A 26,702-nucleotide genomic window follows, 5' to 3' on the forward strand; every position below is an offset into this window, starting at 1 on the left:
GATTGACGTTCGGACCTGACCGTCGGCGGACGGGCTTCAGCGCACGAAGTGTCTGGCCGAGCTCGGGGGCGTCCGCCCGAAGGAAGACGCGCCGAGGTGCCAGTAGGCGAGCGCTGCGCCGTAGCCGCGGCCGTGAAGGCCCGAGACCTTGTGCCAACCGTAGGCCGACAGCGCGCCCAGAAAGACGCCGGCCCCAATGTGGTCCAGCACCGCACCGAGATAGGTCACGGTGAGGACCACGGCGACGAGGTCCGCATCGAAAAAGAGAAATCGAGGCGGATCGTCAAGGCCGGTCGGGACGCGAACGCCCTCGGGTGCCGCCATCAGACAGTAAAGATGCTGTCAATGACGGAGGGTGCGATCATCAAGGTCAAGCCGCAGGCGATGGATACAACTGCAGCATAGAGACTCCCCTTGGCGAGCCCGACAGCGAGGCCGACAAGCAGGAAGATGATGGCGATGGACTTCCCCAGGGAGCCCTGGGCCCAGCCCGTGAGCTGGGTGTACAGTTTGTCGAAGGCCTGCACGTCCCCCGCGGAAGCTGCTTGGGCGTACAGAACAAGAAGGCCTGCGGCGATCTTGTCTTTCTTTGATCCCACGGCGGATACTAGTTGATGGAAATTGATTTTCATATGATTTTCATCTGATTTTTTGAGAAAACCGCCGACGTTCGGTTGGTTCGAGACGGTTGGCGGGGTTTTTCGTTTGCCGGCGAGAGCAAATGTACGCTTCGGCAAAAACCTTTCGCCATACGGGACATTCATTAAGCTTCAGCCCCGTTGGGGAAAACCCTCGAATTTGGGTTTTCAGAGGAAGCGGTTTTTACTCCTGCAGTCGTTTCGAGCCGATCGACTGCCGTGCAAAGGTGTCAAAACAGAGCGGGTGAGCCTCTCGGGCCCCTTCGGTGAGGGGGAGCGGAGCGGCTGAGCCGTAACCCATTCATGGGATGGCGATCGGTAGAAAAACGTAAAATTTCGGAAGAGGGCAGGCCAGGGCAGCCGCTTTGCAGGGAAAAGGTCAGAGGAATTGAGAACCGGTCCCCTTCAGGGTTAACGCGAATGGGCTACAATCGTGAAGCAAATGAAAACCCTAGGACGATGGTCGTTCCGGGATTGGAGGAAATTCTCGATGTCGCATCTTTTGCAGGCCGTTGTCGGCGCAGCAGTCGGCGACGCTCTTGGCGTTCCCTATGAAGGGAAGGAAAGGGACACCTACGTCTGCGAGAACATGCACCCCCTTGGCTGGCATGAAAAGCCCGTCGGTTTCTGGTCGGACGATACGGCCATGATTCTGGCCGAGCTCGACAGCCTTCGTGAAAGGCAGGGCTACGATGCCGAGGACGTGATGATGAAGTTCGACCGCTGGCTGCACGAGGGGGCCTACACCCCCGACGGCAAGGCCTACGGCTGGGGCCGCACGACGGCCAGGGCCGTCTCGCGCCATCGCAGCGGCACGCCCGCCGACATCTGCGGCGGCGGCGACATTCTCGACAACGGCGCAGGCGCACTCATGCGCATGCTTCCCTATGCGCTTCTCAACAGCCCCGACCGCCTCGAGATCGTCGATGCGGCTGGTTCGCTCACGCACAGCCACCAGATCAGCATCGTCATCTGCCGTCTCTACTCGTGCTACGTCGACGAGCTCCTTCAGGGGCACAAGCCCGCCGAGGCGCTTGAAGCGCTCATTGAGAACCACTTCGTCGAGATTCCGGACTACTACCTCCCGAAGCTGCAGCTCATGCCGCACCTCTCGCGCGTCTCCGTGCCGAACTCCGGCTTCGTCTCCGACGTCTTCATGGCGTCCCTCTGGTGCCTCATCAACTCCGACAACTACGTCGATGCCGTCCTCAAGGCCGTCAATCTGGGCGGTGACGCCGACACGATCGGTGCGGTTACCGGCGGCCTTGCCGGCATCATCTACGGCCAAGACGGCGACAACGGCATTCCCGTCTGCTGGTCTCATGCGCTTTCCCGCATCGACTACATTGAAGAGCTCTGCACGGCCTGCGATGGCATGATGCGCTGACGACCGTGCATTTTGCGCTCCATTCGACACTCAAGAGGACTGCCTGCAGGCGGTCCATTTTTTTTAGCTTGATCCTTGATCTCGAGGGTGATTTCAGGAAGGCTTGATTTGAATCAAGAAATCGAAGTCTCGTCGATGCTCCTGATGAAATCCGGAAGTGAACATCGCCTTAAGGCCTCTGTCTTTCAGGCGTTGACGGCGATCACGTTCTATTGAAGCGGCAGAGATCTTCACCCTGAAAATTGATTTCAAAAGGCGAAAACCGCCTTGGATGCGTCTTGAGACGACATTTCCGTCATTTGCTCGGGTTGAAAACTTTTGATCTGCATGGCACGATGTTCGCGTCGCAACCGCTCAGGCGTTTCGACATTTCTTCGCAATAACACAAGCTACAGAAATGACACCATACATAAAAAACATGACCCTCAGGAAACCTGTCGTCGACGAGCAATGGCTTTCACTCAACCGAACCATCCATCAGGTTGCGCCACTCTGCAGGAATCCCGAACACCTTGAAAACGTCGCCCGCGTCCTTCAGGCCGAGGGTGGCCTCGAGGCGCTGGCGCGCCTGATCACCACCGAACAGACGGCGTTCCTCGTTCTGGCCATGCTGGAGAAGTGTGGAGCCTTTCAGCGTACGGCCGTCATTAACGGCGGTCCGTGCGTCAGGATCTCGGCCGGGGTGTCGGCCGACGCACCCAGGAAGGCGGGTGTCGAGCTCACGCGTCAACAGATGATGAAAATTCGCTTCTCGATTTCGATTTCACCTGAAATGCGCAGCATGTGCTATGACGGCAAAATACCGTATCCAGACGGTACGATCTTTGAAAAGGATTCCACCGGATATTTCCACACCAAGGGCTGCCGCCGGACCTAGTCCTGAGGGATTCGTCTCCCGCGACCCGGTCGTCACCGCTGAAGGATGACGTCGAGGAGACGTCAAATGGCGGGCTTGAGTCCCGAAATATGATCGATGATCGTTTCGATGGGGATCTCCAGGGCCGCCGAGGTCTTTTCCAGCGTTCTGTAGAGGAGCGAGGTCGTCTCGCCGGCCAGCATGGTGTCGGCCGTGAAGGAGTGCACGCCGCTCTTGTGAATGAACTCGGACTTCGTGAGCTTCTTGTGCTCCATCATGGCAATGACAAGCTCGCAGAAGCGCTTCGCACGCTTGGCTTCGGAGGCAGTGGTGCTCTTCGAGGTGTCGTATCTGAAGATGAATTCTTCGGGATCGATGCGCAGGGCCAGAGCAGCCGTGATCTTGAGGTCGGGATCGAGCGGAAATCTGCCGACAAGGAGCCTGTAGGCGTTCTCGACGGAGCAGTTGGTCATGGCGATCCAGTCTCTGAAGCAAAGTCCCCGCTTCTGGAGCTCGGAGAGCACGATGGGCGTCCTGTCCTTCGTGCCCACGAGACTGGTGGCATGTTCACGGATGGCGTCTTCGCCGACGTCAAAACCCTGTGCAAGGGCTGCGACAAAGGCGTCGGAGGGCTTTCTCGGGGGATACATGAGCTGATCAAGAGGAATGCCCGTCATCTCCGAGAAATCGGTCATCGGAATGGACCTGTAGGTCAGGGTGTTTTTGATCATCATGGCGAGCAGGGCGGTCTCGCCCTTGGGCATCATGCCGATGACGTACTTCGTGCGAACCTTGCCCTGGCAGCGCACGCGCGTGTAGAGGTCGCGAAGCACCGCATAAGGAACGTTGAGCTCGGTTGCGAACTTCTGGATGCTCTGGGGCTTGATGGGCTTGCCGGGGAGGTTCAGATGGGTAAGAACCGTGGGGAGCGCAATGCCCGTGTTTTCCGCGATGGTCTTCGGATCGAGACCGAGCGCGGCCATGCGTTCCTGAAGATAAAGGTTGAATTCGTCAGGCTTCTCACCGGTGGGCTTGTAGGTGGTCATGTGAATCTCCATGAGGGTCGGCGTGCGCCGGCACGCGCTGCGCGGATTCATGTCGCGCATGAACCTGCCGACGACGTCGCGTCGCCGGAAGGTCGCTGGTCAATTTCTTTGTAATGGACCGGCTCAATCAGGGTCGAGCCGGTCGGGTCACGTGTTCTGACGCGCTCATTTCCTCTGCGCGGCCTCGGCTTCGGCCTTCTGCTTGTCGGCGAGGCGGGGCTTCTGCTTGCGGTTGGCGACGATCTTGTCCCAGAGGCAGTTGGGCGCAATGCGCATGGCCTTCGCGAGAAGGCCCATCTGCCAGGGAATCGTGCGGTAGGAGGCGTCGCTGTCGATGGTCTTGACGGCGCGCTCGGCGAATTCGTCAGGCGTGAGCACGAAGGGCATCTTGTAGGGATTGGCGCTCGTGAGCGGCGTCCTCACAAAGCCCGGACTGATCGTCTGGACCTTGATGCCCGTCTTCCTGAGGCCTACGCGAAGGCTTTCGTTGTAGGTGATGACGGCGGACTTGGATGCGCCGTAGGCTTCGCTGCCGGGAAGGCCTCGAATGCCGGAGACCGAGGCGATGCCCACGAGCTTGCCGCGGCCGCGCTTCGTCATCGGCTCGATGAAGCCGTGGAAGGTGTAGGCCATCGCGAAGACGTTCGTCCTGTAGATGGCTTCCATCACCTCAAGGTCCTCGTAGAACTCGGTCTTGCAGCCGATGGAAATGCCCGCGTTGGCGATCACGATGTCAGCGCCGCCGGAAAGGGCCTCGAACTTCTGTGCGGCCGCAATGATCTCATCCTTTTTCGTCACGTCGGCGGGAATCGCGTGGTAGCGAGACTTGTCGCCGGGAAGCGTGTCGATGAGGGCCTGCAGCTTTTCTGGATTGCGGGCGACGAGCCCGAGGACGTCGCCTCGCTGCGCATACTGGCGGGCAAGTGCCGCGCCGATGCCGCTTGAAGCGCCAGTGATGAAGACGTTGGACATGTTCCTGATCTTGCTTAAATAACGAATGAGCTCAAGTGTACACGAGGGAAAGGCAAAAAATACGAAGAAAACGCCCAAATCCCGGGAAAAGCATGACGGCAGGTAAAAAATGCGGCCGGGCTAGATGAAATCCGGACGCTCAGTCGTCCTCGACCGTCTTCATGCGCCCGCATCATTTGGCACGAACTCAAATCGGGTGACGTCGAAGAGCCCCTTCGTCGTGAGCTTGAGGTGCGGAATCACGGGGAGCGCAAGGAACGAGAGGGTCATGAAGGCGTTGCTGTCCTGCGAAATGCCGTAGTGCCCGTGGGCGAGCTTCGTGAGCCGCCTGATGGCCGCCGCCGTCTCTTCGGGCGTTCTGTCGCTCATGAGGCCCGCGACGGGAAGCGGCAGCGCATCGAGCACCTTGCCCTTCGAGACCATGACGATGCCGCCCTGCATTTCCTCAATCTTTTGCACGGCAAGCGCCATGTCCTCTTCGTCGTCACCAGCTACAACGATGTTGTGGGAGTCGTGGGAAACCGACGTGGCGATTGCGCCGCCTCTGAGTCCGTGGGCGGGATCAAGAAGACACGTGCCGATGTGGCCTGTGCACCTGTGGCGTTCGACGACCGCAAGCTTCACGCATCCCGGATTGTCGGAGAGCCTCACCGTACCGTCGCGAAGTGTCTTCACCGCAGCAATCTTCTCCTCCGTGATGAGGCTTTGAGGCAGAAGGCCGATCATCTTGGCTTTCTCGGACGGGCCTTTGAAGTCGAAGGATTCGGCCGTCACGGGCGCAATCCTCACCGTGTCCGCGAGAAATCCGGGCTTCTGCTTTGGCGCACCGATGACAAGGCTCCCGTTGCGGGCGACAAGCCTGCCCTTCGTCCAGACGGCGAGCGGACTGAAGTCATCAAGGTTGTCGAGAAGCAGCAGGTCGGCTCTGCGTCCGGGCGCACTCACGCCGCGGTCCTGAAGGCCATTACATTCGGGGGTATTGAGAGTCGCCATCCTCACGGCGTCAACGGGATGGATGCCCGCCTCAACGGCCATCGCCAGCATGCCGTTGATGTGCACGCGCTCAAGCGTGTCGGCGAGGTGCCTGTCGTCGGTGCAGAAGCTGCAGCGCCGCGAAAGGTCGGCAATGAGGTTCTCGATCAAGGGAAGACGGTTTCTCGCGAGCGAGCCTTCACTGATCGAGACGTACATGCCAAGTGAAATGCGTTCCCTAAGCTTTGAGCTCGTCGTGCATTCATGGTCCGTGCGGATGCCGGCACGGGCATAGGCTTCGAGATCCGCGCCCGAGCAAAGCGGCGCGTGGCCGTCGACGGGCTTGTCGAGATTTAGGGCAGCCGCGACCTTGCTGCAGGCCTCGGGGTTGCCATTGAGGATGCCGGGCACGTTCATCATTTCGCCAAGACCGAAAAAACTCGGGGTGTTCGAGCAGCGCCTGTGTCTGCCCGGCATCAATGAAAGAGCCTTCATCCTCGAAGGGCAGGGCCGGAACACAGGACGGCACCATGAGCTTCACGACAAGCGGGAAGTCCCGGCAGGCCTCGACGAGCCCGTGCATGGCGTACGTTGGTCATTTCATGAGGGTCGGCGGTGACAGTCGTCGTACCGAACGGAAGAACCAGTGAGGCGAAGCTGGCGGGGGAGAGCATCGGGCTCTCGATGTGCACGTTCGAGTCGATGAGGCTCGGCAGAAGCACAGCGCCCTTTGCTTCGAAAGTTTCTTTTGCGGGTTCCGAACCGAACCCGTGGATGAGGCCGTCTTCAACAAGTACTGTCTTCGTATCGAGCGCTCCCGTGAAGACGTCGAGCACGCGGGCGTTGAGAATGGCAAGGTCATGGATCTTAGGCTTCGGGCTCTGCTTGGCGTCCTCTACGAGAATTTTTGGATGCAGTCATTCTAAGGCGAATGTCCTCTGCAAAAGAGGAAAACGTGCATCGGCGAGCCTTCGTCACGGACGAGGCGGCGGGCGAGGGCGGCGCGGCAATCGGATCGGCTTCAACGGCGCTCGTTCCATGGGACTACAATACGGAATCCTTTTGCAACCACAAGAACCCGACTGACATCCAATTATGAAAGACAGAATCGGCACTGCTCTCTGGGTGGCCGGCGCGATCATCTGCGCCTGGGCCCTATCGGTCTCCCTCTCGATGATGTTCGACTTCACGATCGAGGAGGCCCGCCAGAACTTCCGCCAGGGCTCCTTCATTTTCGGCGCAGCCGTGGTCTTCGCCTTCGTCTTCCGCTCGAAGGTCCAGACCTGGGGCGCGTTCGAGAAGTTCCTCATCTACGCGCTCGTGCCCGTTGCAGGCATTCTGCTCACCGCCTACGGCTGGTGCCAGCAGTTCGCGCCCGAACTCGTCGCAAGCCTCGGAGCCTGATCCGGTCTCCAGCCCGTTCACGACTCCCAAAAAGGCCGTTTCGCCGTCATCGCGAAGCGGCCTTTTTGCCGGCCGAAAAACCGTGTTTTGATATAGAAATTTTTATCCTTATAGGACTGTTTAGTCTGGTAAGAACCCACAAGTCCTCCTGAGAACTGGAGAGGGCGGGCAAATGCAACCAAATCCTTCAGATTGTTCGCCTTTTCACGACAATCGGGTCGAAACACCGCTCCTGCAGAAGTCTTCAGGACTCGAGAATCAGTCTCATGACGCTTGGGAGAAACCTAAAGACGACAACCAAACGCCGTGCTCAATCATCGGCGAAAAGGTTAATTTTGGGAAAAACCCTTGATCAGGCGCAAGAAATTTTTTCTTTATGGGCCCGACTCAGGTGTTTGTCGTAGACAGCAGGGGGCGGCGCGACTGTATCATATACGCGAATTTAAACACGGCCTGACGGTCCCTCGGATTCGAGACTGTCGCGCCTGTCGGGGATACGCACAATACCCCTCAAAGGCAGGAACGACAGGGCCTTGCGTCAAGGAGCCGCCGCTGAAGGCCGAATCTCAACTCGAAAATATACAGAGAGAAACTGATGATCAGAATGAATTCGCACAAGACGGTCCTCATGCCCAAGTCCCTCGAGGATAACCAGGTTCAGATGGACAACATCTGCAAGGCCTTCAACAATGGATCCGCCTCCGATGCCGCTGCGAGCATCGGCCAGCTCTTCCGCTGCCGCGGCATGAGCCAGGTTTCCATGGCGAGCGGCATCGGCCGCGCGGTCCTCTACAGGTCCTTCAGCAAGTCCGGCAATCCGACGCTTCAGGTGCTGCTCGACTCGTTGCGTGCAGTCGGTCTCACGCTCGTTGTGGCGGAAGCCAAAGACAGGTAAAAAAGACCCGGTCCAAACAATCAGGAGCCGTCGGAACGAACGCTTCCGGCGGCTCTTTTCCTATGCGTGTCTCGTTTCCTGCATGACCTTTGGAGGGATTTTGCCGTGTAAAGACGGCCCGTGAAGGAGGGCGGGGTCAAGGGGCGCTCACTCGTGACGCAAAAGTGCTATCAAATAGGGGGTATATGTCGATTTTTCCTCCCGAAGGTCCGATTCTTTCTATAAGATAAGGGGCACAAGGGTGTTATTCGACGCCTCCCTTTCGTTCCGACCGTTTCGACGGACCCGGCGTCGAGGAGCACCTCTGAGGAGGACCAAAAAATGAAGATTCTTATTCCCATCGACGCGTCCGAATGCAGCAAGAACGCCGCCTTCTGGGCGACGGGCAAGCCCGCTCTCTTCGGCAAGGATCCCGAGATCCACATTTTCTACGCGCAGGAGCCCGCTTCGGACCGCATCCGCTTTGCGACGGACCCTGACACCCTTGACGAGTTCTACCGCGAGGAGGCGAAGACCGTCTTCGACTCCATCATCGACCGCTGCGGCACGCTTCCCGCCAACGTGACGCTCGACTACGGCGTCGGCTCTCCCGTCCAGACCATTGTTTCCGCCGGCGACAAGCTTTCGGCCGACATGGTCGTGATGGGCACGCACGGCAAGGGCCCGCTTGACAGCCTGCTCTTCGGCTCCGTCTCGAACGACGTCGTGGCGCACTCTCATCGTCCCATTCTGCTCATCCGCGAACGCATGCCGACTTCCGAGTCCCTGAAGCGCATCGCGATCTGCCTTGACGAGTCCGACCAGTCGCTTCGCGTCCAGGGCTTCTTCACGGAGCATGTCGACCTCTTCGAACAGGGCACGTCCTTCACGCTGATCCACGTTCAGAAGAGCGCTGAGGACGAACAGGCCAACGGCTTTGCCGAAACGGGCACGATCGCCAACGAGGTCGAGTCCATTCTCACGCGCGCCGGCATGAACGTCTCGACCAAGACGCTCTACGGCGACGTGGGCGACGTCATCGCCGAACACGCCGAGGAAGAGAACTACGACATGATCGTCATGGGCTCCCACGGCTACAGTTCCGTCTCCGCCACGCTGCTCGGCTCCGTCACGATGACGGTTGCGAGCGAGTGTGACGTGCCGCTCCTGATCGTCCGCTGACAAGTGGATTCCCTCTCTTGAGGGCACCAGACCACAAGACCGTCCTGCATCACGCAGGGCGGTCTTTCTTTTGAGCGGGTGCTTTGTCGGATGGCGGCGCGGTCCCGAATCGCGAAGCTTGTCGTTGATGAAAGGGAAGGGAAAGGCGCACGAAAACGGCGGACATGAAAAAGGCCGGGGGCTCCTTCCGAAGCCCGCCGGCCCTTGCTTCAGGATGACTCAGTGCTGAGGATCAGGTCCGAGCACTGAAGGATCCGGTTAGAAGCGGTGCGTCAGACCGAGGTAAGCCTGGGTCGTCTTGTCGGAGCCGTCATCGTCATACTTGACCTGAGCGAAACCGGCACCCGTGTAGACGGACGTGCGCTTGGAGAGGTAGTACTCGTACTTGGCACCGAAGGCGTAGCTCTTGGCATCAACGTCTTGGTCAGCATATTCGACGGCGAAGTCCGTGAAGTAGGCTGCAACCGTCAGGTCGCCGCCGGCAACCGGGACAATCGTGCCGAGGTGAACGCCGTAGCCCTTGACGCCGTCGGCAGAGTAGTCCTGAGAGCTAGCGGTGTCGACGAGATCGGCATCGTCTTCAGTAATGGCGGTGAGCTGACCGGCCTTGATGCCCTTGAAGTACTGGCCCATGACGAAGGTCTTGGCGAAGCCGCAGTCGTAGTTGCCGCCGAGGTAGACGATCTGGCCGTCTTCGTGTTCAGCAGCACCGAAGGACTTGTAGTTCTGGAATTCGTAGGCGAGGACCGTCTGGAGAGCGCCGAAGTCGCCGGTAAGAGCGGCGGAGCTGTAGCGGTTCACGGCGGAGGAGCCTTCACGAGCCGTTTCCTCGACGGAGTCTTCGTTGAAGGAGTACTGGACCGTAGCCTGGAGACCGGCGAACTTCGGGGTCTGATACGTGACCATGTTGTCGTAGCGGTCGGAGGTGGCGAAGCCGAAGACGTTGTTGTCGCCGCCGTCGAAGGCATCAGCCGTGGCGAGGACGAGGTCATACGTGCCGGCACCGGAGCCAACGCCGCCCATGCGGCCCATGGAGAGCGTACCGAAGTCGGAGTAGAGGGAGACGGAAGCTTCGCGGTCGAAGATGCGCTTTTCGGACTTGAGTGCGCCGGAATCGGACTGGAAGCCGTTTTCGAGCTTGAAGCCGACCTTGAGGCCGTTGCCGAGTTCTTCCGTGCCCTTCAGGCCGAAGCGGGAGGCGGAGGAGACGCCGGAGTCCATGGCGAAGTTGTTGACGTCAGCCTTGGAGTCGTCAGCAAAGGTCTGGTGCGTGTAGATGAGGCCCGTGTCGACGACGCCGAAGAGGGTCACATCAGCAGCGGAGGCATAGCCGGCGGCAGCGCCGAGAACGGCGAGCGCGGCGAGAGACTTCTTGAACATTTGTGTATTTCTCCAATTTCCTCCGTTTCCGGAGGCTCAATGGGTTTGAATTGATCGCAACACAAATCTAGTGCCGATGCGGGCGGTACGCAAACCCATCTCAACGACGTCCGGGCAATTGAAAACGCGCGTCTGGGAGCGACGCAGGGCACTTCGCGAAGACTTATGCGGATCCGGACGAAATAAGCGCTCCCCTTGATGCGCAAGGGTTTGCGGCCTTCTTTTCGCGAAGAAAGGGTATTCCCGAAGGGCGGTAAGAGTAGCCTTCAGAAAGGGGCGATCGTGACGTCAGCCTCGGTTGTAAAAATATGTGTTTTGCGTGCGGAGTGTTGCTAATTTGCAACAACCTGCCCGGGAGACTGACGTTCAAGGGCGGGGGAAGGTGTCTTGTAAAGCGCTCTCCTGCAGTTGTTTGTAAATGACACCCTTCCGTACATCCGCATAGGGGACGAGACTCGATGGGGGTCGATCGGCGCAAAGGAAACGGGCGACTCCTCACCGGGAGCCGCCCGTCCTGTTTTTCAACCCTTAATCCCGGTCCGCGGAACCAATCTTTCCCATGCTGACCGAAGGATCAATGCATGAGCCTCATCAGAAGCAGTGCGTGAGGCCGAGGTAGGCCTGGTAGGCCTCTTCCTTGTAGACGTCGTCGGCGGAGTAGTCGACCTTGGCCTTGTACCAGCCCGTGCCGCCATAGACGGAGGTGCGCTTGGAGATCGGGTATTCGTACTTGAGGGCGATGCCGTAGTACTTGCCGTCGGCGTCTTCGTCGGCGTACTTGGCCGTGGAGTTGACGTAGTAGAGGCCGCCCGTGAAGTCGCCGCCCGCGACCGGGACGATCGTGCCGACGTGAGCGCCGTAGCCCTTGACGCCTTCACCGTCAACAGGGTCACCTTCGAAGGCGTCGGCGGCGAACGGATTTTCAGCGAGGCCCTTGAAGTACTGGCCCATCACGAAGACCTTGGCGACTTCGAAGTCGTAGTTGCCGCCGAGGTAGACGACCTGACCGTCTTCGGTGTTGGCCTGAGCCTTGTCACCGAAGGAGGCGTAGTTCTGGGTTTCATAGGCGAGCACGCCCTGCAAAGCGCCGAGTTCAGCAGTAAGGGCAAAGCCGAGGTAGCGGTCGACCTGAGATGAGTTTTCGCGAAGCGTGTTGTCGACGCTGCTTTCGTTGAGCGAGTACTGGACCGTGGCCTGGAAGCCGGAGAAGCTCGGCGTCTGGTAGGTGACCATGTTGTCGTAGCGGTCGGAGGCGGCCATGCCGAAGACGTCGCCGTCACCGCCGTCGAAGGCGTCGCCGATGGCGAAGGCGGCGTCAAAGTCGCCGGCGGCGGAACCGATCGCACCCATGCGGCCGAAGGAGAGCTTGCCGAAGTCGCCGGAGAGCGTCAGGGAGGACTCGCGGTTGAAGAGGCGGTCGTCGCCGAAGCTGCCGTCGTCGGCGTTGAAGCCGTTTTCAAGCTTGAAGCTCACGGTCATGCCGTTGCCAAGATCTTCGGAACCCTTGATGCCGAAGCGGGACGGGGAGGAGATGCCGCTCTCAAGAGCGAAGGAGTCGGTCTTCGTCGAAACGCCGTTGGTTTCGACCTTGGAATGCTTGTAGAGGAGGCCGTTGTCGACGATTCCGTAAAGCGTGACTTCAGAGGCGGAGGCAAGGCCCGCGGAAAGGCTGAGAACCGCAAGCGCGGCCATGGACTTCTTGAACATTTGAATGCTCCTGATGGTTTGCGAGCTCCCGAAGGCGGGAGCAGCTTGGAAATGTCGGATGAAACTCTAATGCGATCCATTCTCATTTCGCAAGCGTCATCACGAACTCTGGAGAAGGGTCATCAATGACTTTCCGCTCGATTCGAACTCTCGTCCATAAATGGCAATGCGACCCATTCTCATTGCGAGAGAGGGTTTGCCGACAATCGTTCTCATTGAAAATGGCAATGATGAGGACGCGTGGAAGGGGGATCGGGACGCGTTCCGAATACCGCAAACATGGTATTTGTTAGAGCCTTTTTCGTTGCAAACGCGCCACACGCTGGCGATTCAGGAGGGCTGCCAATGGCGGCGCTTGAGCTCAAGGCGCCTCTCGGGACGGGGTTATGCGCCCTGCGCCCCGAGGAAAATTTCTTCTGACGGGAAATGGCGAATTTTCAGGTTCCCTTTGACAAGACGGGGTGGGGCGGTGCATCATGAAGGTGCTTAACAGCTGCAACGTGCATGCTGCAGACTCCGGTCAAGCAAGCACAATCTTCGCCGCCTCTTCATCTGAAGAAGGCGCGCGTCACATCTTCAACCCCACGAGGGCGTTTGCCCTCGGGGCCCTGCACATGCGGGGTACATGGGGTCGGGCGTCCTCGTTTTCTTTTTTCAAAGGAAACAAAATGACTCCCGACATCAATCTCTCCCATCTCACTCCCGCAACTCGCACGGTCCCGGCCTCCGTCTTCGGCGAACATCTCGCCGGCGAACGCGACTGCCTGGGCTACCAAGTCGAAACGCTTCCTGCTTTCGCCCGCACCCGCATCCCCGTCCTGAACCCGTGCCACTTCTTCAACGAGGCGCACTACCGCACGCTCGGCGCGTGGTGGAACCTCGCTCGTCGTGAACCGATCTACGTGTCGGGTCCGTCGGGCTCCGGCAAGACCAGCACGGCCATGCAGTTCTGCGCCCGCCTCGGCATTCCCGTGGTGAGCGTCACTGCACGCGCCCGCATGGACCGCCGCGAGCTTCTCGGTCACTGGGCTCTTCATGGCGGTGAGACCCGCTGGATCGACGGTCCTGCGCTTCTCGCCTGGAAGCACGGCTGGACGCTTCTCATCAATGAATTCAGCGCAGCACCCGCAGACATGTGGGTGAGCTGCAACGACATTCTTGAGGGGCTTCCGCTCGACAACGGCGCAACCGGCGAACTCGTCGTTCCGCATCCCATGACCCGCGTGATCGTCACCGACAACACGCGCGGCCATTCGAGCGAGATTGACGAAGGGTTCTTCGGTCGTCAGATCCAGGACAGGTCAGTCATCGACCGCTTCTGGCACATGCGCATGGAAGGTCTCGGCGAAGCCGAGGAAGCCTCCCTGCTTGCAGCGACGGCCGATCAGGACTGGCTCGCCGAGTTCGAGCCCGAGGTCCTCGACAGGCTCTTCAAGGCGCTCGCGCGTCTTGGAGCCGACAGCAGGGCCGCGGCTCAGGCTCAGGCCATCGGGTTCGAGTCCAGGGCCGTCCCGCTCAGCTTCCGCGTCCTCTCGAGAATGCGGAACATGATGCTCGACGCCGCAAGGATGCCCGCAGCTTCCGACGATGATCCTCTTCGCAGGATCATCAGGACCAGTCTGACCGAAGCCCTCGACTCCACCGCTCGCGAAGCGGCGGAGACGCTGGCGGTCACGGCGATCGGCAACCTCATTCACGAGATGAGGGTGTCACGCGCCAGAATGGTCCTCAAGAACGCCACGGGCTCTGCGCTCAAGGCAGCGTCCGTCTGACAATCGTCGGAAGGACCTTTTCATCAACCCCGAGGGGATGCTTCATCCCTCTCGGGGACGGACGTCTCCTCATTCATTTGAGAGACGACCGTCATGAAACGCAGTCTTGACATGCGCGGGAATCAGGCCCCCGCTGCGGTTGCAGTGCAACATCCGTTCAACATCCTTTCCGAAGGAGGCGAACGATGCGCACCGTAATCGTGGAAGACGTCGAAACCGCCGAAGCGAAAAAGCAGAGGCTCGCCACCACCGCCGTGGATGCAGCGCTCGAGATCCTCCGCACGGAGGCCTCGGGCCTCGTCATCGAGGCTGCAGCGCCCCTGGTCTTCCAGGGACTCTGCCGCCGCGACAACATCCGCGTCGAGTTTACGCAGACCCCGATGACGAACGGGCGCGTGATCTGGCTCGGTCCCATCGACCTCGGCCACAAGCTCGCGTCCATCTACGTCTACGGACACGGATGCCACGAACGTCATCACGTGATGTACACCAACTTCGCGGCGATGAAGGGGATCGGCGATCCCGGCGTTCGCGACCTCGCGAACGTCTTCGAGGACATCCGCGTGGACAAGCTCGGTGCAGCGGACTACGAAGGCTACCTTCTCTGGCGACTCGTGCTCTTCAAGGCGCACGAGTCGACGGGGACGGCAGGCTGGAGCAATCCGAACGACCTTGAGCCCGCACACCTCTTCGCAATGATGCTGCTCACGACCCTCGAATTCGAGGTGCTCGGGATCGACATGTTCGAGGAGATCTCCGCGAACCTTCGCGGGGAGTGCGACCGGCTCTTCGGACCAAGGCCCATGGCCCGCGTCCTGAAGATCGTGCGCACAAGCTTTCCCCTCGACTCCACGGAGGCGGCGGTGGAACTTGCGCACAAGGTCATGCGGTGCATCCGCGCCGAGAAGAACAAGGCGCTCAAGGCTGTCGAAGAAGCGGCAGGCGAAGGCTCTACGGACAACTTCGAGTTCCGTCAGGGCGAAGGCCAGTCGCTTCTCTTCGACGACGACGGCGCGGTGACCCCCGAGGGTGATCCGCGTCTGATGCACCCCGAGCTTGAGGCGATCAACCGAAACGCCCGATGCCTCTCGGTCATTTCAGACCAACGGCAGTGGCCCGATCGCGAGCCCGAGGAGGAAAGCTTCCGCAAGCTCATCGGCAACGGTGAATCCGGCAACGGCGATCCGACCTTCGCTTCGCCCGAGCGCCACTTCGCCAATGACCGCGAGTATCCGACGCTGCAGCCTGAGAAGGCGGCGATGAACCGCCGTCTCTTCTACAGGGCGCTCGCCAACAGCGCATCCCTCAGAAGGCTCCTTCAGAGCGCGCTCATCCACCCGCAGTCGAACCCCGACAGGCTCGACGAACGTGGAGAGGAGCTCGACGGAGATGCGCTTGCGCTCGCCTCCACGGGTGAAACGGCGGTCTTCCGCCGCGAGCTCGTGCGTCCGGGTCGCGAAGCGGTCGTCGAGATCATTCTCGACGCTTCGGGTTCCATGGAAGGCGAGGCGATCACGCTTGCCAAGGTCGCCTGCATCCGCCTCCTTGAGGCGCTCCGTGCGGTGACCGGCGTGAAGGCATCCCTGACGATCTTCCCCGGCCCGAACCGTCGCAGCGTCACCTGCGCGGCGGACTTCAACACGCCGGTGAGCCGTGCGCTCAAGCACGTCGACTTCCTTCCGGGGTTCGGTGCGACGCCGATCCTTCAGGCGCTCTTTCACTCTGCGATCGTTCTCGATCAAAGACCGGAGCCCGCGAAGATCGTCTTCGTCATCACCGACGGCTGGTTCCCCAAGGGGCCGGTCGACAACCTCGTCAAGGCACTGGAAGACCGCGGCATCGCCGTCGCAATGGTCGGCATCGGCAGGCACAGCACCCCAAAGGGGAGCATCATCGCCAAGGCCGAAAAGATCGCCGACCTTCCGCGGGCCGTTGCAAAGGTCCTTTCGGGCCTTGCGGGCAAGCTCCGCGGGATCGCCGCATAGGCGAAACCCAAGGGGCATCTGAAGGCACGCGTCTTCGACTTTTCGACACGACCGGGATCGACGGAGGACTTCTCCTCCGTCGTCCGGCCGCCGTCGATTCTTCAATCATCTCCCTTCGCTTCAGGCTCCCTGCCTGAGGCCGCAGTGCGGCGTCCTCTTCGCGCCCGTTCCGTCTCCCGCCCATCATTCTCCGCATCATCCTCACACGAAGAGGCCGGCGCACTGCGAACCTGTTTCACCCATTTCACCCCGCATCCAGCCTTGCGTCCTTCCTCTCTCCAATCTCCCATGCAGCCCACAGAAACACGATTCCTCACGCGCGCCTCCGCAGGCCCCGAGCAGTGGCAGAGCGCCGTCTCGGGGTACGCGTCCGACCCGATCCGAAGGCCTGTGCCGCTCTCCGACACGGATCCCGATGACTGTCTTGTCGCGCATCCCGCCGACGGGCGTCTGCGCACGATCCTCGCGCCTGAGGATCCCGTCCGCATGCTCCTTCGTCACAGGGCCGCCGTCGAGCAGCTGAGGATGGCCGTGGGATCGCGCAAGCTTTTCGAAGCGCACCTCATGCCCGCCATGGCGGGCTGGGCCGCGATGGTCCAGGGACTTCCTCGAGACGAAAGGGGGCTCTGGTCGGGGCCGGACGGCCTCTTCGAAGCCGGCCTCATGTTTGCAAGAGGCGCGATCAATGCGGTCGACGCACGCGTGATCGGTCCCGAACTCGCGCCGGGCATTCGTGACGACTGGACGCTTCGGCTTCGAATCGCCTCCGCACTCGCCGGTCTCATGAGCGACAGCCGCAAGCTCGCCGCACTGAAGCTCGAGGCGGGAAGCGAGGATCCTGCCACGGGCACCTTCACCGTCACGAGCCGCTTCAATCCTTCGGAAGAAACGGCACTGTCGTTTTGCGTGCACGAGATCGGGCGCGTAATGAGGCTCGAGCGCCACACGGCGCGTGAATCTGCGGGAAGACTCCCAACGCTCAACGCCGACGTCCTTCGTCTCGTCGTCCCTCGTGAAACCCTGATGTGGCTCGGCGTCATCGAGCGCCCCGACGGCGAGACCGTTCTCACGGCCCTCAAGGCCGCCGTCACCTATGCGGCCGGCCAGACGGAGGCCGAACGCCTGATTGCTGAAGCCGCAGCCCGCGGTCGCGAATGGGCGATCAACCGTCGCGCGGCCGAGGCCGCAAGACGAGAGGGCAAAAGTCCGCTTCTTCGCGGCTTTGCATCCGTCTATCGTGCCGAATTCAGCCAGAGGCTCTACGACGGACACTGGCGTCTCAACCGCGGAGACTCGCCCGTCGTGTGGGCCGACGACGGCCTCGCACTTCGCTGGCCCGAGGGCTTCACCGCCATTGCAGCCACCGCCGAAGACAAGTGGCTCTTTCGAGACGTCCCCGACGAACCCGACGTTGCGGCCGAAATCCTCGTTGCCGACGGATTCGCGATGGCCGATGAAGCGGGCAATCCGCTCTGGCTCACGGACTCGGACTGCATGGCGGGCGAGGGCGCGTGGCTGCGCCTCACCGACTGCGACATGCTGGTTGCGAACGCCCGCCGAGCGGCGGACGCCGCAGGCGAATCCCTTCCCATGCGCTTTCCCGCACTCTTTAAAAAGCGGCCGTCGTCAAGCGCCAGGTCGGGCGGCACGGTGGCAAGACAGTGCTGGGCTTTGTCCGTCCCATCTGAGCTCGAAGCTTCCGACAAGGCAGCGGCGCTCGCAAGGGCGCTCGAAGCCATGAACACCCGGGACGACGCCGTCATGCTCGTGCATCCCGAGGGCGTCTTCGTCCCCGAGAGCCTGCTCCCCGTCGGATGGATCGAGGATCCGGCCGAAGCAGGGATCCTCCTGAGAGTCAAGGCCATGCCCTTTGCCGAAGGCGTACGACACATGAGGGCCTCGCCTATTCGCCGCGTGCGAATGACGGGATCCTCCGCCTCGCGGGCCGCCCGATACGACCCCGGTCTCAGGGGCGCAAAGGACGGTTCGATCGAACTCACGGGCGTCGTCATCAACCGGCATTCCGTGCGCCCCGTCGTCCGATTCGTCAATGCCGAAGGCCGCACCGTAGAAGAAACCGAAGGCCACTGGCCGCGCGTCCTCGACATGGAGGCGATCGACCGCGATCCCCCGAAAGGAACCGAAGCCTTCAGGGCCCTCAAGCGCGCCGTCGGCTGGAAGCCGAGGGAACGAGCCTCAGACAAGGCATGATTGAAGGGAGAACAATAAAATGAAGACAACAGAAGCCGTCACGAGCGGCGTATCCTCCTCGCGACTCACGGGCTGGCGGCCCGCATGGGAGGGCTGGAGCGCGGCCGCGGGATTTGCAGCCGCAGGGACAACCGCCGCCATGGTTCCGGGCTGGTGGGGCGCGGGTCTTGCCTCCGTCCTCGCCCTCATGGGTGTCGTGCGCACCGCCGAAGCACTCCGGACCGCTTCCCGCCGCATTCCGCTCGCAGGCTTTGCGCCCGCCTTCATTCACGCGGGCGACCTCATCCGCATTCTTCGTGAAAAGGGGATGGACGAGAAGAAGGCTGTCGACCCCGCAAGGAAAACCGCCCGCGAGCGTCTTGTCGCCCGCTACGAAGCGGGCCGGATTGCGCTTCTCGACTCGATGCGCTTCAATGCAGGCCGCGAAGGCAGGCTCGTCAAGAACCTCTGGATCGGCCGCGGATTCGAGTGGACTCCCGCACACGCCCAGGCGCTCTATGAACTTGCCGCTACGCCCGTCAAGCCCGTGATCGTCCCGAAGCGCATCCGCAAGGCGCTCTCACTACCGGACCCGCTCGGGGCCGGAGACATCGGAAGTCCCATCATTCACGGGATCGGTGCGACCGAAGAGGACGACATCGTGCGTCCGCTCTCGAGTCTCGGCGGCGGCACGCTCATCGTCGGCACGACTCAGGCTGGGAAGGGCGTGATGCTCACGAGCCTCGTCACCCAGGCGATCCTTCGGGGTGAACCCGTCATCGTCATCGACCCCAAGAGCAGCAAGCGTCTTCGCAACGCCGTCTGGAAGGCGGCCGAGATCGCGGGTCGTCCCGCTCCTCTCGAATTCCATCCCGCCTTTCCCGAAACGGGCGTCAGACTTGATCCGCTCGGCGCATGGACGCGTCCCACGGAACTTGCCACCCGCATTGCGGCCGTCATGCCGCCCGACAGCGGGGCCTTCGGCAACTTCGCCTGGATGGCCGTCAACGTTGCCGTCGAAGGGCTCTTCTACGTGACCGAAAGGCCGAGCCTTCTGGGGCTTCGCCGTCTTCTCGAAGGCGGCATCGATCCGCTTCTCAAGAAGGCTCTGGCCCGATCCTTCAGGGACGCAGGGATCGACGATTGGGAGGAGCAGGTCGAGCGCATGGACAAGCGCAACATCTGTCCGCCTGCCGCCAATGCCGGCATCGAGCTCACCGCTGCCGTCGCCCTCTGGGAGGAGACCGTCGGCAAGAAGGACGAAGGTGACGCGAACGCCGTCGTGGGCGGTCTCATCGCCGTATTTCGTCACAACCGCGAACACTACGCGAAGATCACGGCCTCGCTACAGCCCGTTCTCTCGATGCTCACGGGCGGCACGCTTGCCAAGAGTTTTTCGCCCGATCCGTTCGATCCCGACGATGAGCGTCCGATCGTGACGGTGGAGAGGGTTGTTGAAGGCGGCGACATTCTCTATCTCGGCCTTGACGCGCTCCCCGACTCGACCGTCGCCGGCGCGCTCGGTTCCATCATCCTCGCCGACCTCACGGCCTATGCCGGCAAGCGATACAACCGAGGCGAATCGGGTACCGACGTGAAGTCCGTCTTGCTCTTCGTGGACGAGACCGCCAACGTCATCAACGGTCCCATGATCGAGCTCCTCAACAAGGGGCTCGAAGCCGGCATTCGCGTCACCGCAGCCATGCAGACGGTGAGCGATCTTGCAGCAAGACTCGGGAGCGACAGCCGCGCCCGCATGGCGCTCGGCAACTTCAACAACCTGATTGCGCTGAGAAGCAAGGACCGCCTCACGCAGGAATTCATCTGCGAAACGTTCGGGAAGACCACCGTCTGGTCGACCTCCGCTTCGCTCTCCTCATCGGCCGACGGCTCTCCCGTTCCGGACTTTCGCGCCTCCGTCACGCGCAGCATCCAGGGGCGGCGTGACGAAGTCGTCCCGCCCGACGTTCTCGGCCGACTGCCCAACACCGAGTTCTTCGCAAGCGTCTCGGGCGGCAGGCTCTACAAGGGTAGGATTCCGATCCTTCTCTCCGACGACTGACCGCATCCATTCAAATCCCTTTGGAACAAAATGATGAAGTACATGCTGACCGCGACCGCGCTTGTTCTCATCCTCATGGTGATGTGGCTGCCAGCCAGAACCCCGCCCGAGATCTTCGAGGAGACGGCCTTGAGAGAGGCGCTGATGCTGAGAACGGGCGAGGGGATTCCCATGCCCGAGACGGCCGCGAATCTGGCGGTTGAATATCTCGACGGGCTCGTCTGGGTCTCGGGCGTCCCCGACCGCTACACGCTTCGACCCTACGGCGGCTCACCGATGACGAAGGACGAGTTTGCCGAGATCGGCAGAGCCGCCGAGCGTACGACACAGACCGAGTGGCTGCGTGCCATGAAGAGCCTCTTCGTGATGGCGACCCAGCGCCTTGCCGTCATGACCGCAGGCACCATCGCACTCATGCCCTTCATCCTCGCGCTGATTGTCGACGGGTTCGTGAGACGCCGCATCCGCGAAGCCGAGTACCACGCGCCGAGTCCCACCTGGTGGACCGCCTCCCTCTCCCTGCAGCTCCTTGCGGTCTGCCTCGGGATCGTGGCCATCATGCATCCCAACTATCCGCCTCAGTGGCTTTCCGTCTTTCCCGTTGCGTTCGCCCTGGCCGCTCGCATGACGGCAGCGACCTGGCACAGGTTCATTTGAGTTTCCCTTGGAATTCCCCGTCCAATGAGATGTCTCAACGTTGGGCGGGATTTCCTTTTCCAGAAACCCCGGCCTCAGGCCTCCTGCATATTCATGCCTCCATCGGCGAAGGCCTGCAGCGTTCTCGTCACGGCCTTCTTTTCATCATCCGTCAGCACGTCCGTTCCAAAGAGATGGTGGAAGAAGAGGGCATCGTAGGCTAGCGTGTAGACCAGTGCCCTCTCGGAGCCGCAGGCCTCCTGCTTGACGCGGTCGAAGTAGCGCCTGTACCAGTCGCGCACAGGCTCCATGAACTTCCTGTTCTCTCTTGACGCCATGGCGAGCGCAACGAGCGGCGAAGAGCCGCTGTCGATTTCTCCCGACGTGAAGCCCTTGTACCACTCGGCATACGCCTCGAGCATCGGACAATCGCTCTTCGCTTTGGTGGTGAGTCCCGTCTGAACTTCGCCGAGATGCGCTGCGTATTCGTTGACGAGCGCCTCAATCAGTGCCTGCCGGCTTGGGAAGTGGTACATGAAGCTTCCCTTGGAGACTCCCGCCTCCTTGATCACGCGGTCGATGGAGAGGCTGTCGGTGCCTCGCGCGAGCTGCAGCGAGGATCTTGAGCCTCGTCGCGCGGCCGTTTGCCCTGCGCCTCACGACGTGCTTTTCGTTGTCCTCGTAGGAAACGTCTTCAGCGGCGTCGTTTTCAATCTCACTCATTTTCTTGCATCTCCAGTCGTCATTTGCAAAGGGCGTCTCAGACTGCATAGTCTAAACCAATTAGGGTTAACCCTGTTGGTGAAAGACCCGATGGGCGTCCTCTTGTCCTTGTTGCCGTCTTAAGTACACAGTACGGACGGTACTAATAAGCGTCCGTAAGACCTCAGCGGTCCATGGGTTCATGGATGGCAGCGGATGCATGAAGGAGAACTCAAAAATGCAGAAACGCGAATTCCTCAAGGGCAGCCTTGCTGCTCTGGGCGTCTTCGGCTGCGGCGCTGCCGCCGCCAAGTCCGAATTTCCGGAAGCCAAGGACATCAAGTGGGACGAGACGTTTGACGTTGTCGTCGTGGGCTCGGGCATTGCCGCCACGTGCGCCGCCAACGAATCGATCGACCTCGGCGCGAAGCGAGTCATCATGGTCGACAAGATGCCCGTCTTCGGCGGCAACTCCGCCATCACGGGCTTTTGGATCAACGTCCCGCGCACGCCCGAGCAGCTCGCTCACGGCGTCAAGGACGACAGTCCCGAACTCTTCCTCAAGGACACGCTCAAGGCCGGGGAATACTTCAACGACCCGAAGCTCGCCCATGCGCTGTGCTTCAAGGCCCTCGAGTCCTTTGAATACATCCGCAAGCTCGGCTGTGAATTTGCGCCTACGCCCTTCATCCAGGGTGGTCACTCCAAGATCCGTTCGCTCGCCCCGAAGGTTTCGGCCGGCATTTCCGTGATGCTCCCGCTGCACCGTCACTTCCTCAAGCGCGGCGGCATCATGCGCAAGAACACGATCGTCGATGAAATCATCAAGGATGAAACGGGCCGCTGCGTCGGCGTCGCCGTCCGCGAAAACTATGTCTTCGACATCAACTCCCGCGACAACGACCTGACGAACAAGACGGGCGTTCGCAAGTACTACCGTGCCGAAAAGGGCATCGTGTTCGGTGCCGGCGGCTTCGTCAACGACTGGCGCATGTGCTCGCTCATCGACCCGAAGATCACGAAGGAAACTGAAGGCACGAACCATCCGGGCGCCACGGCCGGCGCTCTCTTCACGCTGATGCGCGCGGGTGCCATTCCCGTTCACATCGACTACATCCAGTGGGGTCCCTGGTGCTCGCCTGATGACAAGGGCATCGGCATGGGTGCCGACGTCTGCGATTACATCAAGCAGTACGGCTTCGCCATCGACCCGAAGACCGGCCGCCGGTGCTTCAACGAGCTCGGCAACCGCACTGAACTCACGAACGACATCTTCTCCCTCAAGAACGAAGACGGCTCCCAGCGCTTCGCCGTGCTGATCGCCGACAGCCAGTTCGTGCCGAAAGTCTCCATCGACCGTTACCTCTCCAAGTCCCTCAAGTCGGGCACGACGAAGAAGTTTGAAACGCTCGAGGAACTTGCCAAGTTCTACGGTCTCCCGCTCAAGGAGCTCAAGGACGAAATGGCGAAGTACAACGGCTGGATCAAGGAAGGCCGTGAGTTCGATCCTGACTTCAACCGTCCGCTCACGCCGAACGAAGGCGTGTTGATGGGCAAGGGGCCCTGGTACGGTCACCGTCTCACCTCCAAGCTCCACTACACGATGGGAGGTGCGCGCATCAACGAAAAGGCCGAGGTCATCGGTCAGGACTTCAAGCCGATTCCGGGCCTCTACGCTGCCGGCGAAATCACGGGCGGCGTCCACGGCGTCACGCGCCTTGGCGGCAACTCGGTCCTCGACGGCATCGTCTTCGGCCGCATCGCAGCCCAGAGCATCATGGCCAAGTAATCGTGAGAAGGAGAAGCATCATGAAGAAACTCGTTGTCATCGCCATGGCCGCTCTTTTCACGGCCGGCGCCTACGCCGCCGATGTCGCCATTCCGACGTCCGCCAAGCACAAGCAGGACTGCACGATGTGCCACCAGGACGGCTTCAAGCCCGTCCCGACGGAAAAGTGCCTGACCTGCCACGCCGACATCAACAAGGGAAGCTACACGCTCGCCAACGGCAAGGAAAACCCGCACGTTTCGATCCATTACCTCCCGGAAACGGTCGACTGCAACCTCTGCCATCGAGAGCACGGCAAGTCCCAGAACTACTGCCAGGCCTGTCACGCCGACGGGCTCGGCTTCAAGGTGCCGTAACCTCTGGATGAGCGGTCATCCGCCGTCACCTCTTCCTCGTGACTGGACACAAAACGCGCCCTGCGGGTCCTTGGGCCTACAGGGCCTTTTTTCCTGAAAAAAAAAACGCCCCGCCGGTGTGATGCGGCGGGGCTTTCTCTCAATCGTCGTAGTGCGACTTGCAGGAGGCAATGTCGATGAAGCCATTGTCCAAAACCCTGTAAATCAGACGGTTTTTTTGATCGATTCGTCGCGACCACCATCCGGATCTTTCAAACTCCAACGGCTCAGGCTTTCCCAACCCTTCGTATCGGTTGCGTTGAATATCTTTGAGCAAAAGATTAATTCGCTTCAGCGTTTTGCGATCTTGAGACTGCCACCAAACATAGTCGTTCCACGCATCGTCGGACCAAGTAAAAGGCATGATCAATCCTCGGTTTCGATGAGTTCATGAACCTTTCCTCGACCAGCCTCCAACTGAGCAATTGACCGCTTCAAGTGAGCCATATTTGCTTCGGAATAAAACGGATCCGAACAGACCTCAAAAGGAATGCGGCGTTCGCGAATCATTTTGGTCCCTAGCATCGTCACGACAGTCGAAATGTTGCATCCTAATTCCTTGCAGGCCTCGCTGAATTCCTTTTTGAATTCATCGTCCATACGCATCGTGAAAGTTCCCATATTACCTCCTAAAGAATAATGCACTTACAATGTAGTTGTATTGTACTTCCGGCAGGACCCCGTGTCCACTCGTTGTCATCAAAAAAAGACCCCCCGATAATCTGTTCGGCGGGGCTTTCTTCGTCCCATGTCGAAGTTGCGTTCTCAGAAGCTTTCGAAGGCTTCCTCAAACTCAACTTCGACGGTGGAGCATCATCGTCGCCTACTACGAAGACAACGGCGGGCGTCTCTTCAACATGCAGCACTACGTCCCGCCCGCCAAGCACAAGAAGGGCGAGACCGTGAAGTTCGAAAAGTTCGCGGCCGAGATCCCGCAGGTTGAGGAAACGCTGGGCTTCTACTGGACGCAGACCTTCGTGCCCAACGGCGCGAGCTTTGCAGAAGGCTTCTTCAACGATGCGGGCGTCGTGGTCGCCACCAACTGGTGCGGTGAAATCTTCGACGCAGACCGCATGGAGGTGAAGGACGGCGGCATCGGCTACGGCATTCGCCGTCTGGTGGCCGAGCGCGCTCACTCCGCCCGCGAGGCAGTGGACATCGCGACGAAGCTGCTCGCCGAATTCGGCTACTTCCACGACGGGCGCACGTATACGTTCGCCGACGCCAACGAAGCCTGGCAGCTCGCCATCCATCAGGGCAATAGCTGGGCCGCCCGCAAGATCCATGACAACGAAGTCGTCTACATCCCGAACAACTTCATGATGGACAAGGTGGACCTCAACGACAAGGAAACCTGGCGGATCGAGCCCAAGCAGGTCGAGCGTGCCGTCAAGGACGGCCGCCACGACGCCAAGAACCCGATCTTCAACTGGCGCATGGTCGTGGCTCAGGAATCCGTTCGCCACGAACGCTGGAACGCCAACCGCAACGTGCTCGCCTGGAAGTTCCTTACGGGCGTCGAGTACAACGATCCTGAAAAGTTCCCGTACAGCGCCGTCATCGACCGCAAGCTCGGCGTCAAGGACGCCATGGCCCTCCTGCGCCTGCACGAGGACTACATCGGTCAGGACCAGGAGCTCTATCACTCCAAGTCCGAAGGCATCTGCCGCCGCACGTCTCATGACTCCATCGTCTACAACCTGACGAAGGATCCGACGCTCACGGAAGCCTGGAAGACCCTCGGCCGTCCGTGCCAGTCCATCTACATTCCGCTCTATCCGCTCGCTGGTCCTGCCAAGGGCACATCCTTCCTTGACGGCGCCACTGCCACGAAGGAACACTTCGCCGGCACGCCGTCGATGTTCGACTACCGCGCCGACTTCGCTCCACATGCCGTCTTCAACGCTTCCAACAACGCCATCGACTACCTGCGTGCTGACGAACTTGCCAAGCGCACGAAGCTCATCCACGAACAGGAAGCCGCCTTCATGGCCGAACGTCCGGCTGTGACGAAAAAGGCCGCCTCCCTCAAGGGTGAAGAACGCACGAAGTTCCTGCACGACTACAACGAAGCCGCTTATCAGAAGGTTCTCGGCATCATGCAGGCTGAAAACGCCCGCATCATGCCGATGAAGGTTGAAATCCTCAGCAAGGTCATCCGCACCGACCATGACGACGACGTTCAGTTCGTCCTATACGGCTCCAAGGATCATGAAGTTCTCGGCACGAATATGTCCGCCACCCGCGCTGGCATGGGCGCCTATCAGCTCGGCGCCACCCGTCCGTGGAAGGACTTCGCCGCTCCCACGAAGATGGAATACAAGGACCTCAACAAGGACGGCAACATGGACGTTGTCTTCACGTTCAAGTCCAAGGATCTAGGCTTCGGCACGGTTTCGGGCGCCATCATGGACATGTGGCTCTTCACGCAGGTCAACGGCCATCGCGTGACTGGCTTCGACGCCGTTCCGGTTCAGACCGACAAGGTTGTCAAGGGTGTTTCCCGCGACGGCAAGACCCTGCTCTAATTTGACAGCCTGAGTCTGCACAGTTATTCAAGACCGTGCTTAGGTCCTCGATTATAGGTCATGGAATCGGGGACCTTTTTGTATTTGGGGTGGGGCGCGAAATTTGGATCTGATGATTTTGAGTTAAAAGGTCACCTCTTGAGCATGGTTGTGTAGCTGTGCTTCATAGTCAAGAGGACTCATCATGTTAAGGAAGCTCTTCAAAACCCCCATCTCTGAACGATG

24 protein-coding genes are annotated in these 26,702 nt (G+C 60.4%); 14 read left to right on the forward strand and 10 right to left on the reverse strand.

The features are described 5' to 3' along the window. Positions 1-36: 36 nt before the first annotated feature. Positions 37-324: a type IV conjugative transfer system protein TraL gene (gene traL, locus HMPREF3036_RS09290; protein ID WP_005437059.1), complete on the reverse strand. Its 288-nt coding sequence runs from the start codon at positions 322-324 to the stop codon at positions 37-39. Then, positions 324-764, reverse strand: coding sequence for a TraA family conjugative transfer protein (traA, locus tag HMPREF3036_RS09295; RefSeq protein ID WP_231853614.1), 441 nt, complete (start codon positions 762-764; stop codon positions 324-326). The genes traL and traA overlap by 1 nt, the downstream gene beginning before the upstream one ends. 364 nt (positions 765-1,128) lie before the next feature. Between traA and HMPREF3036_RS09300 the strand changes: the two genes are divergently transcribed. After that, entirely contained in the window at positions 1,129-2,025 is an 897-nt protein-coding gene (locus HMPREF3036_RS09300) for an ADP-ribosylglycohydrolase family protein (RefSeq protein ID WP_062333852.1), read from the forward strand. 418 nt (positions 2,026-2,443) lie between these two features. Further along, complete coding sequence (locus tag HMPREF3036_RS09305; RefSeq protein WP_062333855.1) at positions 2,444-2,902, forward strand: hypothetical protein; 459 nt, start codon at positions 2,444-2,446, stop codon at positions 2,900-2,902. Positions 2,903-2,964: 62 nt separating this feature from the next. On the opposite strand, the gene HMPREF3036_RS09310 is transcribed toward HMPREF3036_RS09305, so the two are convergent. The 3 genes from HMPREF3036_RS09310 to HMPREF3036_RS09320 all read right to left on the reverse strand — a co-directional run bounded on the left by HMPREF3036_RS09310 (position 2,965) and on the right by HMPREF3036_RS09320 (position 6,348). Beyond that, entirely contained in the window at positions 2,965-3,927 is a 963-nt protein-coding gene (locus HMPREF3036_RS09310) for a helix-turn-helix domain-containing protein (RefSeq protein WP_156469809.1), read from the reverse strand. Between the two features lie 165 nt (positions 3,928-4,092). Beyond that, positions 4,093-4,899, reverse strand: a complete 807-nt coding sequence (locus HMPREF3036_RS09315) for an SDR family oxidoreductase (protein WP_062333860.1) — start codon at positions 4,897-4,899, stop codon at positions 4,093-4,095. A gap of 159 nt (positions 4,900-5,058) precedes the next feature. Continuing rightward, a complete protein-coding gene (locus HMPREF3036_RS09320; protein ID WP_062333863.1) occupies positions 5,059-6,348 on the reverse strand; it encodes an adenine deaminase C-terminal domain-containing protein in 1,290 nt (429 codons plus the stop codon). A gap of 293 nt (positions 6,349-6,641) precedes the next feature. On the opposite strand from HMPREF3036_RS09320, the gene HMPREF3036_RS09325 reads away from it, so the two are divergent. The 4 genes from HMPREF3036_RS09325 to HMPREF3036_RS09340 all read left to right on the forward strand — a co-directional run bounded on the left by HMPREF3036_RS09325 (position 6,642) and on the right by HMPREF3036_RS09340 (position 9,331). Beyond that, on the forward strand, positions 6,642-6,797 hold the full coding sequence (locus HMPREF3036_RS09325; protein WP_156469810.1) for a hypothetical protein: 156 nt from the start codon (positions 6,642-6,644) through the stop codon (positions 6,795-6,797). A gap of 169 nt (positions 6,798-6,966) precedes the next feature. Continuing rightward, positions 6,967-7,275, forward strand: coding sequence for a hypothetical protein (locus HMPREF3036_RS09330; RefSeq protein ID WP_005437040.1), 309 nt, complete (start codon positions 6,967-6,969; stop codon positions 7,273-7,275). A 595-nt stretch (positions 7,276-7,870) separates the two neighbouring features. Further along, positions 7,871-8,170: a helix-turn-helix domain-containing transcriptional regulator gene (locus HMPREF3036_RS09335; RefSeq protein ID WP_062333867.1), complete on the forward strand. Its 300-nt coding sequence runs from the start codon at positions 7,871-7,873 to the stop codon at positions 8,168-8,170. Between the two features lie 321 nt (positions 8,171-8,491). Then, positions 8,492-9,331, forward strand: a complete 840-nt coding sequence (locus HMPREF3036_RS09340; protein ID WP_062333870.1) for a universal stress protein — start codon at positions 8,492-8,494, stop codon at positions 9,329-9,331. Positions 9,332-9,589: 258 nt separating this feature from the next. On the opposite strand, the gene HMPREF3036_RS09345 is transcribed toward HMPREF3036_RS09340, so the two are convergent. Next, on the reverse strand, positions 9,590-10,711 hold the full coding sequence (locus HMPREF3036_RS09345) for a porin (protein WP_062333873.1): 1,122 nt from the start codon (positions 10,709-10,711) through the stop codon (positions 9,590-9,592). Between the two features lie 591 nt (positions 10,712-11,302). Then, the gene (locus tag HMPREF3036_RS09350) at positions 11,303-12,418 is read right to left on the reverse strand and encodes a porin (protein ID WP_062333876.1); all 1,116 of its coding nucleotides are present in this window, start codon (positions 12,416-12,418) and stop codon (positions 11,303-11,305) included. 668 nt (positions 12,419-13,086) lie between these two features. Here HMPREF3036_RS09350 and HMPREF3036_RS09355 point away from each other — a divergent pair. The 5 genes from HMPREF3036_RS09355 to HMPREF3036_RS09375 all read left to right on the forward strand — a co-directional run bounded on the left by HMPREF3036_RS09355 (position 13,087) and on the right by HMPREF3036_RS09375 (position 21,084). Then, positions 13,087-14,190 carry an AAA family ATPase gene (locus tag HMPREF3036_RS09355; RefSeq protein ID WP_062333880.1) on the forward strand — a complete coding sequence of 368 codons (1,104 nt, stop codon included), beginning with the start codon at positions 13,087-13,089 and terminating at the stop codon, positions 14,188-14,190. A gap of 185 nt (positions 14,191-14,375) precedes the next feature. Then, a complete protein-coding gene (locus HMPREF3036_RS09360) occupies positions 14,376-16,175 on the forward strand; it encodes a vWA domain-containing protein (protein WP_062333883.1) in 1,800 nt (599 codons plus the stop codon). A 288-nt stretch (positions 16,176-16,463) separates the two neighbouring features. Further along, positions 16,464-18,386 carry a TraI domain-containing protein gene (locus tag HMPREF3036_RS09365; RefSeq protein WP_082897437.1) on the forward strand — a complete coding sequence of 641 codons (1,923 nt, stop codon included), beginning with the start codon at positions 16,464-16,466 and terminating at the stop codon, positions 18,384-18,386. 19 nt (positions 18,387-18,405) lie between these two features. Beyond that, positions 18,406-20,427 (forward strand): conjugative transfer system coupling protein TraD, encoded by a 2,022-nt coding sequence (traD, locus tag HMPREF3036_RS09370; RefSeq protein WP_082897438.1) that lies wholly within the window; start codon positions 18,406-18,408, stop codon positions 20,425-20,427. A 30-nt stretch (positions 20,428-20,457) separates the two neighbouring features. Beyond that, positions 20,458-21,084 carry an IncC plasmid conjugative DNA transfer DtrJ family protein gene (locus HMPREF3036_RS09375; protein ID WP_082897439.1) on the forward strand — a complete coding sequence of 209 codons (627 nt, stop codon included), beginning with the start codon at positions 20,458-20,460 and terminating at the stop codon, positions 21,082-21,084. Positions 21,085-21,158: 74 nt separating this feature from the next. Here the strand turns inward: HMPREF3036_RS09375 and HMPREF3036_RS09380 are convergent, their stop codons facing one another. Further along, positions 21,159-21,677 carry a TetR/AcrR family transcriptional regulator gene (locus HMPREF3036_RS09380; RefSeq protein ID WP_082897440.1) on the reverse strand — a complete coding sequence of 173 codons (519 nt, stop codon included), beginning with the start codon at positions 21,675-21,677 and terminating at the stop codon, positions 21,159-21,161. A 326-nt stretch (positions 21,678-22,003) separates the two neighbouring features. Between HMPREF3036_RS09380 and HMPREF3036_RS09390 the strand changes: the two genes are divergently transcribed. Both HMPREF3036_RS09390 and HMPREF3036_RS09395 read left to right on the forward strand, forming a co-directional pair. Beyond that, positions 22,004-23,554 carry a flavocytochrome c gene (locus HMPREF3036_RS09390; protein WP_062333900.1) on the forward strand — a complete coding sequence of 517 codons (1,551 nt, stop codon included), beginning with the start codon at positions 22,004-22,006 and terminating at the stop codon, positions 23,552-23,554. A gap of 20 nt (positions 23,555-23,574) precedes the next feature. Beyond that, the gene (locus HMPREF3036_RS09395) at positions 23,575-23,910 is read left to right on the forward strand and encodes a cytochrome c3 family protein (protein WP_062333902.1); all 336 of its coding nucleotides are present in this window, start codon (positions 23,575-23,577) and stop codon (positions 23,908-23,910) included. A 139-nt stretch (positions 23,911-24,049) separates the two neighbouring features. Here the strand turns inward: HMPREF3036_RS09395 and HMPREF3036_RS09400 are convergent, their stop codons facing one another. Together HMPREF3036_RS09400 and HMPREF3036_RS09405 are read right to left on the reverse strand one after the other, a co-directional pair. After that, entirely contained in the window at positions 24,050-24,313 is a 264-nt protein-coding gene (locus tag HMPREF3036_RS09400) for a Txe/YoeB family addiction module toxin (RefSeq protein WP_062333909.1), read from the reverse strand. Between the two features lie 2 nt (positions 24,314-24,315). After that, positions 24,316-24,570: a type II toxin-antitoxin system RelB/DinJ family antitoxin gene (locus HMPREF3036_RS09405; protein WP_062333912.1), complete on the reverse strand. Its 255-nt coding sequence runs from the start codon at positions 24,568-24,570 to the stop codon at positions 24,316-24,318. 35 nt (positions 24,571-24,605) lie between these two features. Between HMPREF3036_RS09405 and HMPREF3036_RS09410 the strand changes: the two genes are divergently transcribed. Further along, positions 24,606-26,477 (forward strand): C69 family dipeptidase, encoded by a 1,872-nt coding sequence (locus HMPREF3036_RS09410; RefSeq protein ID WP_255358823.1) that lies wholly within the window; start codon positions 24,606-24,608, stop codon positions 26,475-26,477. The last annotated feature ends 225 nt before the right edge of the window (positions 26,478-26,702 follow it).

The sequence above is a fragment of the Sutterella sp. KLE1602 genome, from assembly GCF_001578585.1.
Lineage (GTDB): Bacteria > Pseudomonadota > Gammaproteobacteria > Burkholderiales > Burkholderiaceae_F > Sutterella > Sutterella wadsworthensis_A.

Bases quoted from the DNA above. Each gene is read 5' to 3' on its own strand.
- HMPREF3036_RS09330 (WP_005437040.1), top strand. From the start codon at position 6,967: ATGAAAGACAGAATCGGCACTGCTCTCTGGGTGGCCGGCGCGATCATC.
- HMPREF3036_RS09395 (WP_062333902.1), top strand. From the start codon at position 23,575: ATGAAGAAACTCGTTGTCATCGCCATGGCCGCTCTTTTCACGGCCGGC.
- HMPREF3036_RS09335 (WP_062333867.1), top strand. From the start codon at position 7,871: ATGATCAGAATGAATTCGCACAAGACGGTCCTCATGCCCAAGTCCCTC.
- HMPREF3036_RS09345 (WP_062333873.1), bottom strand. From the start codon at position 10,711: ATGTTCAAGAAGTCTCTCGCCGCGCTCGCCGTTCTCGGCGCTGCCGCC.
- HMPREF3036_RS09375 (WP_082897439.1), top strand. From the start codon at position 20,458: ATGATGAAGTACATGCTGACCGCGACCGCGCTTGTTCTCATCCTCATG.
- HMPREF3036_RS09350 (WP_062333876.1), bottom strand. From the start codon at position 12,418: ATGTTCAAGAAGTCCATGGCCGCGCTTGCGGTTCTCAGCCTTTCCGCG.
- HMPREF3036_RS09300 (WP_062333852.1), top strand. From the start codon at position 1,129: ATGTCGCATCTTTTGCAGGCCGTTGTCGGCGCAGCAGTCGGCGACGCT.
- HMPREF3036_RS09405 (WP_062333912.1), bottom strand. From the start codon at position 24,570: ATGGGAACTTTCACGATGCGTATGGACGATGAATTCAAAAAGGAATTC.
- HMPREF3036_RS09320 (WP_062333863.1), bottom strand. From the start codon at position 6,348: ATGCCGGGCAGACACAGGCGCTGCTCGAACACCCCGAGTTTTTTCGGT.
- HMPREF3036_RS09340 (WP_062333870.1), top strand. From the start codon at position 8,492: ATGAAGATTCTTATTCCCATCGACGCGTCCGAATGCAGCAAGAACGCC.
- HMPREF3036_RS09315 (WP_062333860.1), bottom strand. From the start codon at position 4,899: ATGTCCAACGTCTTCATCACTGGCGCTTCAAGCGGCATCGGCGCGGCA.
- HMPREF3036_RS09355 (WP_062333880.1), top strand. From the start codon at position 13,087: ATGACTCCCGACATCAATCTCTCCCATCTCACTCCCGCAACTCGCACG.
- traA (WP_231853614.1), bottom strand. From the start codon at position 764: ATGAATGTCCCGTATGGCGAAAGGTTTTTGCCGAAGCGTACATTTGCT.
- HMPREF3036_RS09310 (WP_156469809.1), bottom strand. From the start codon at position 3,927: ATGACCACCTACAAGCCCACCGGTGAGAAGCCTGACGAATTCAACCTT.
- HMPREF3036_RS09365 (WP_082897437.1), top strand. From the start codon at position 16,464: ATGCAGCCCACAGAAACACGATTCCTCACGCGCGCCTCCGCAGGCCCC.
- HMPREF3036_RS09390 (WP_062333900.1), top strand. From the start codon at position 22,004: ATGCAGAAACGCGAATTCCTCAAGGGCAGCCTTGCTGCTCTGGGCGTC.
- traL (WP_005437059.1), bottom strand. From the start codon at position 324: ATGGCGGCACCCGAGGGCGTTCGCGTCCCGACCGGCCTTGACGATCCG.
- traD (WP_082897438.1), top strand. From the start codon at position 18,406: ATGAAGACAACAGAAGCCGTCACGAGCGGCGTATCCTCCTCGCGACTC.
- HMPREF3036_RS09400 (WP_062333909.1), bottom strand. From the start codon at position 24,313: ATGCCTTTTACTTGGTCCGACGATGCGTGGAACGACTATGTTTGGTGG.
- HMPREF3036_RS09360 (WP_062333883.1), top strand. From the start codon at position 14,376: ATGCGCACCGTAATCGTGGAAGACGTCGAAACCGCCGAAGCGAAAAAG.
- HMPREF3036_RS09305 (WP_062333855.1), top strand. From the start codon at position 2,444: ATGACCCTCAGGAAACCTGTCGTCGACGAGCAATGGCTTTCACTCAAC.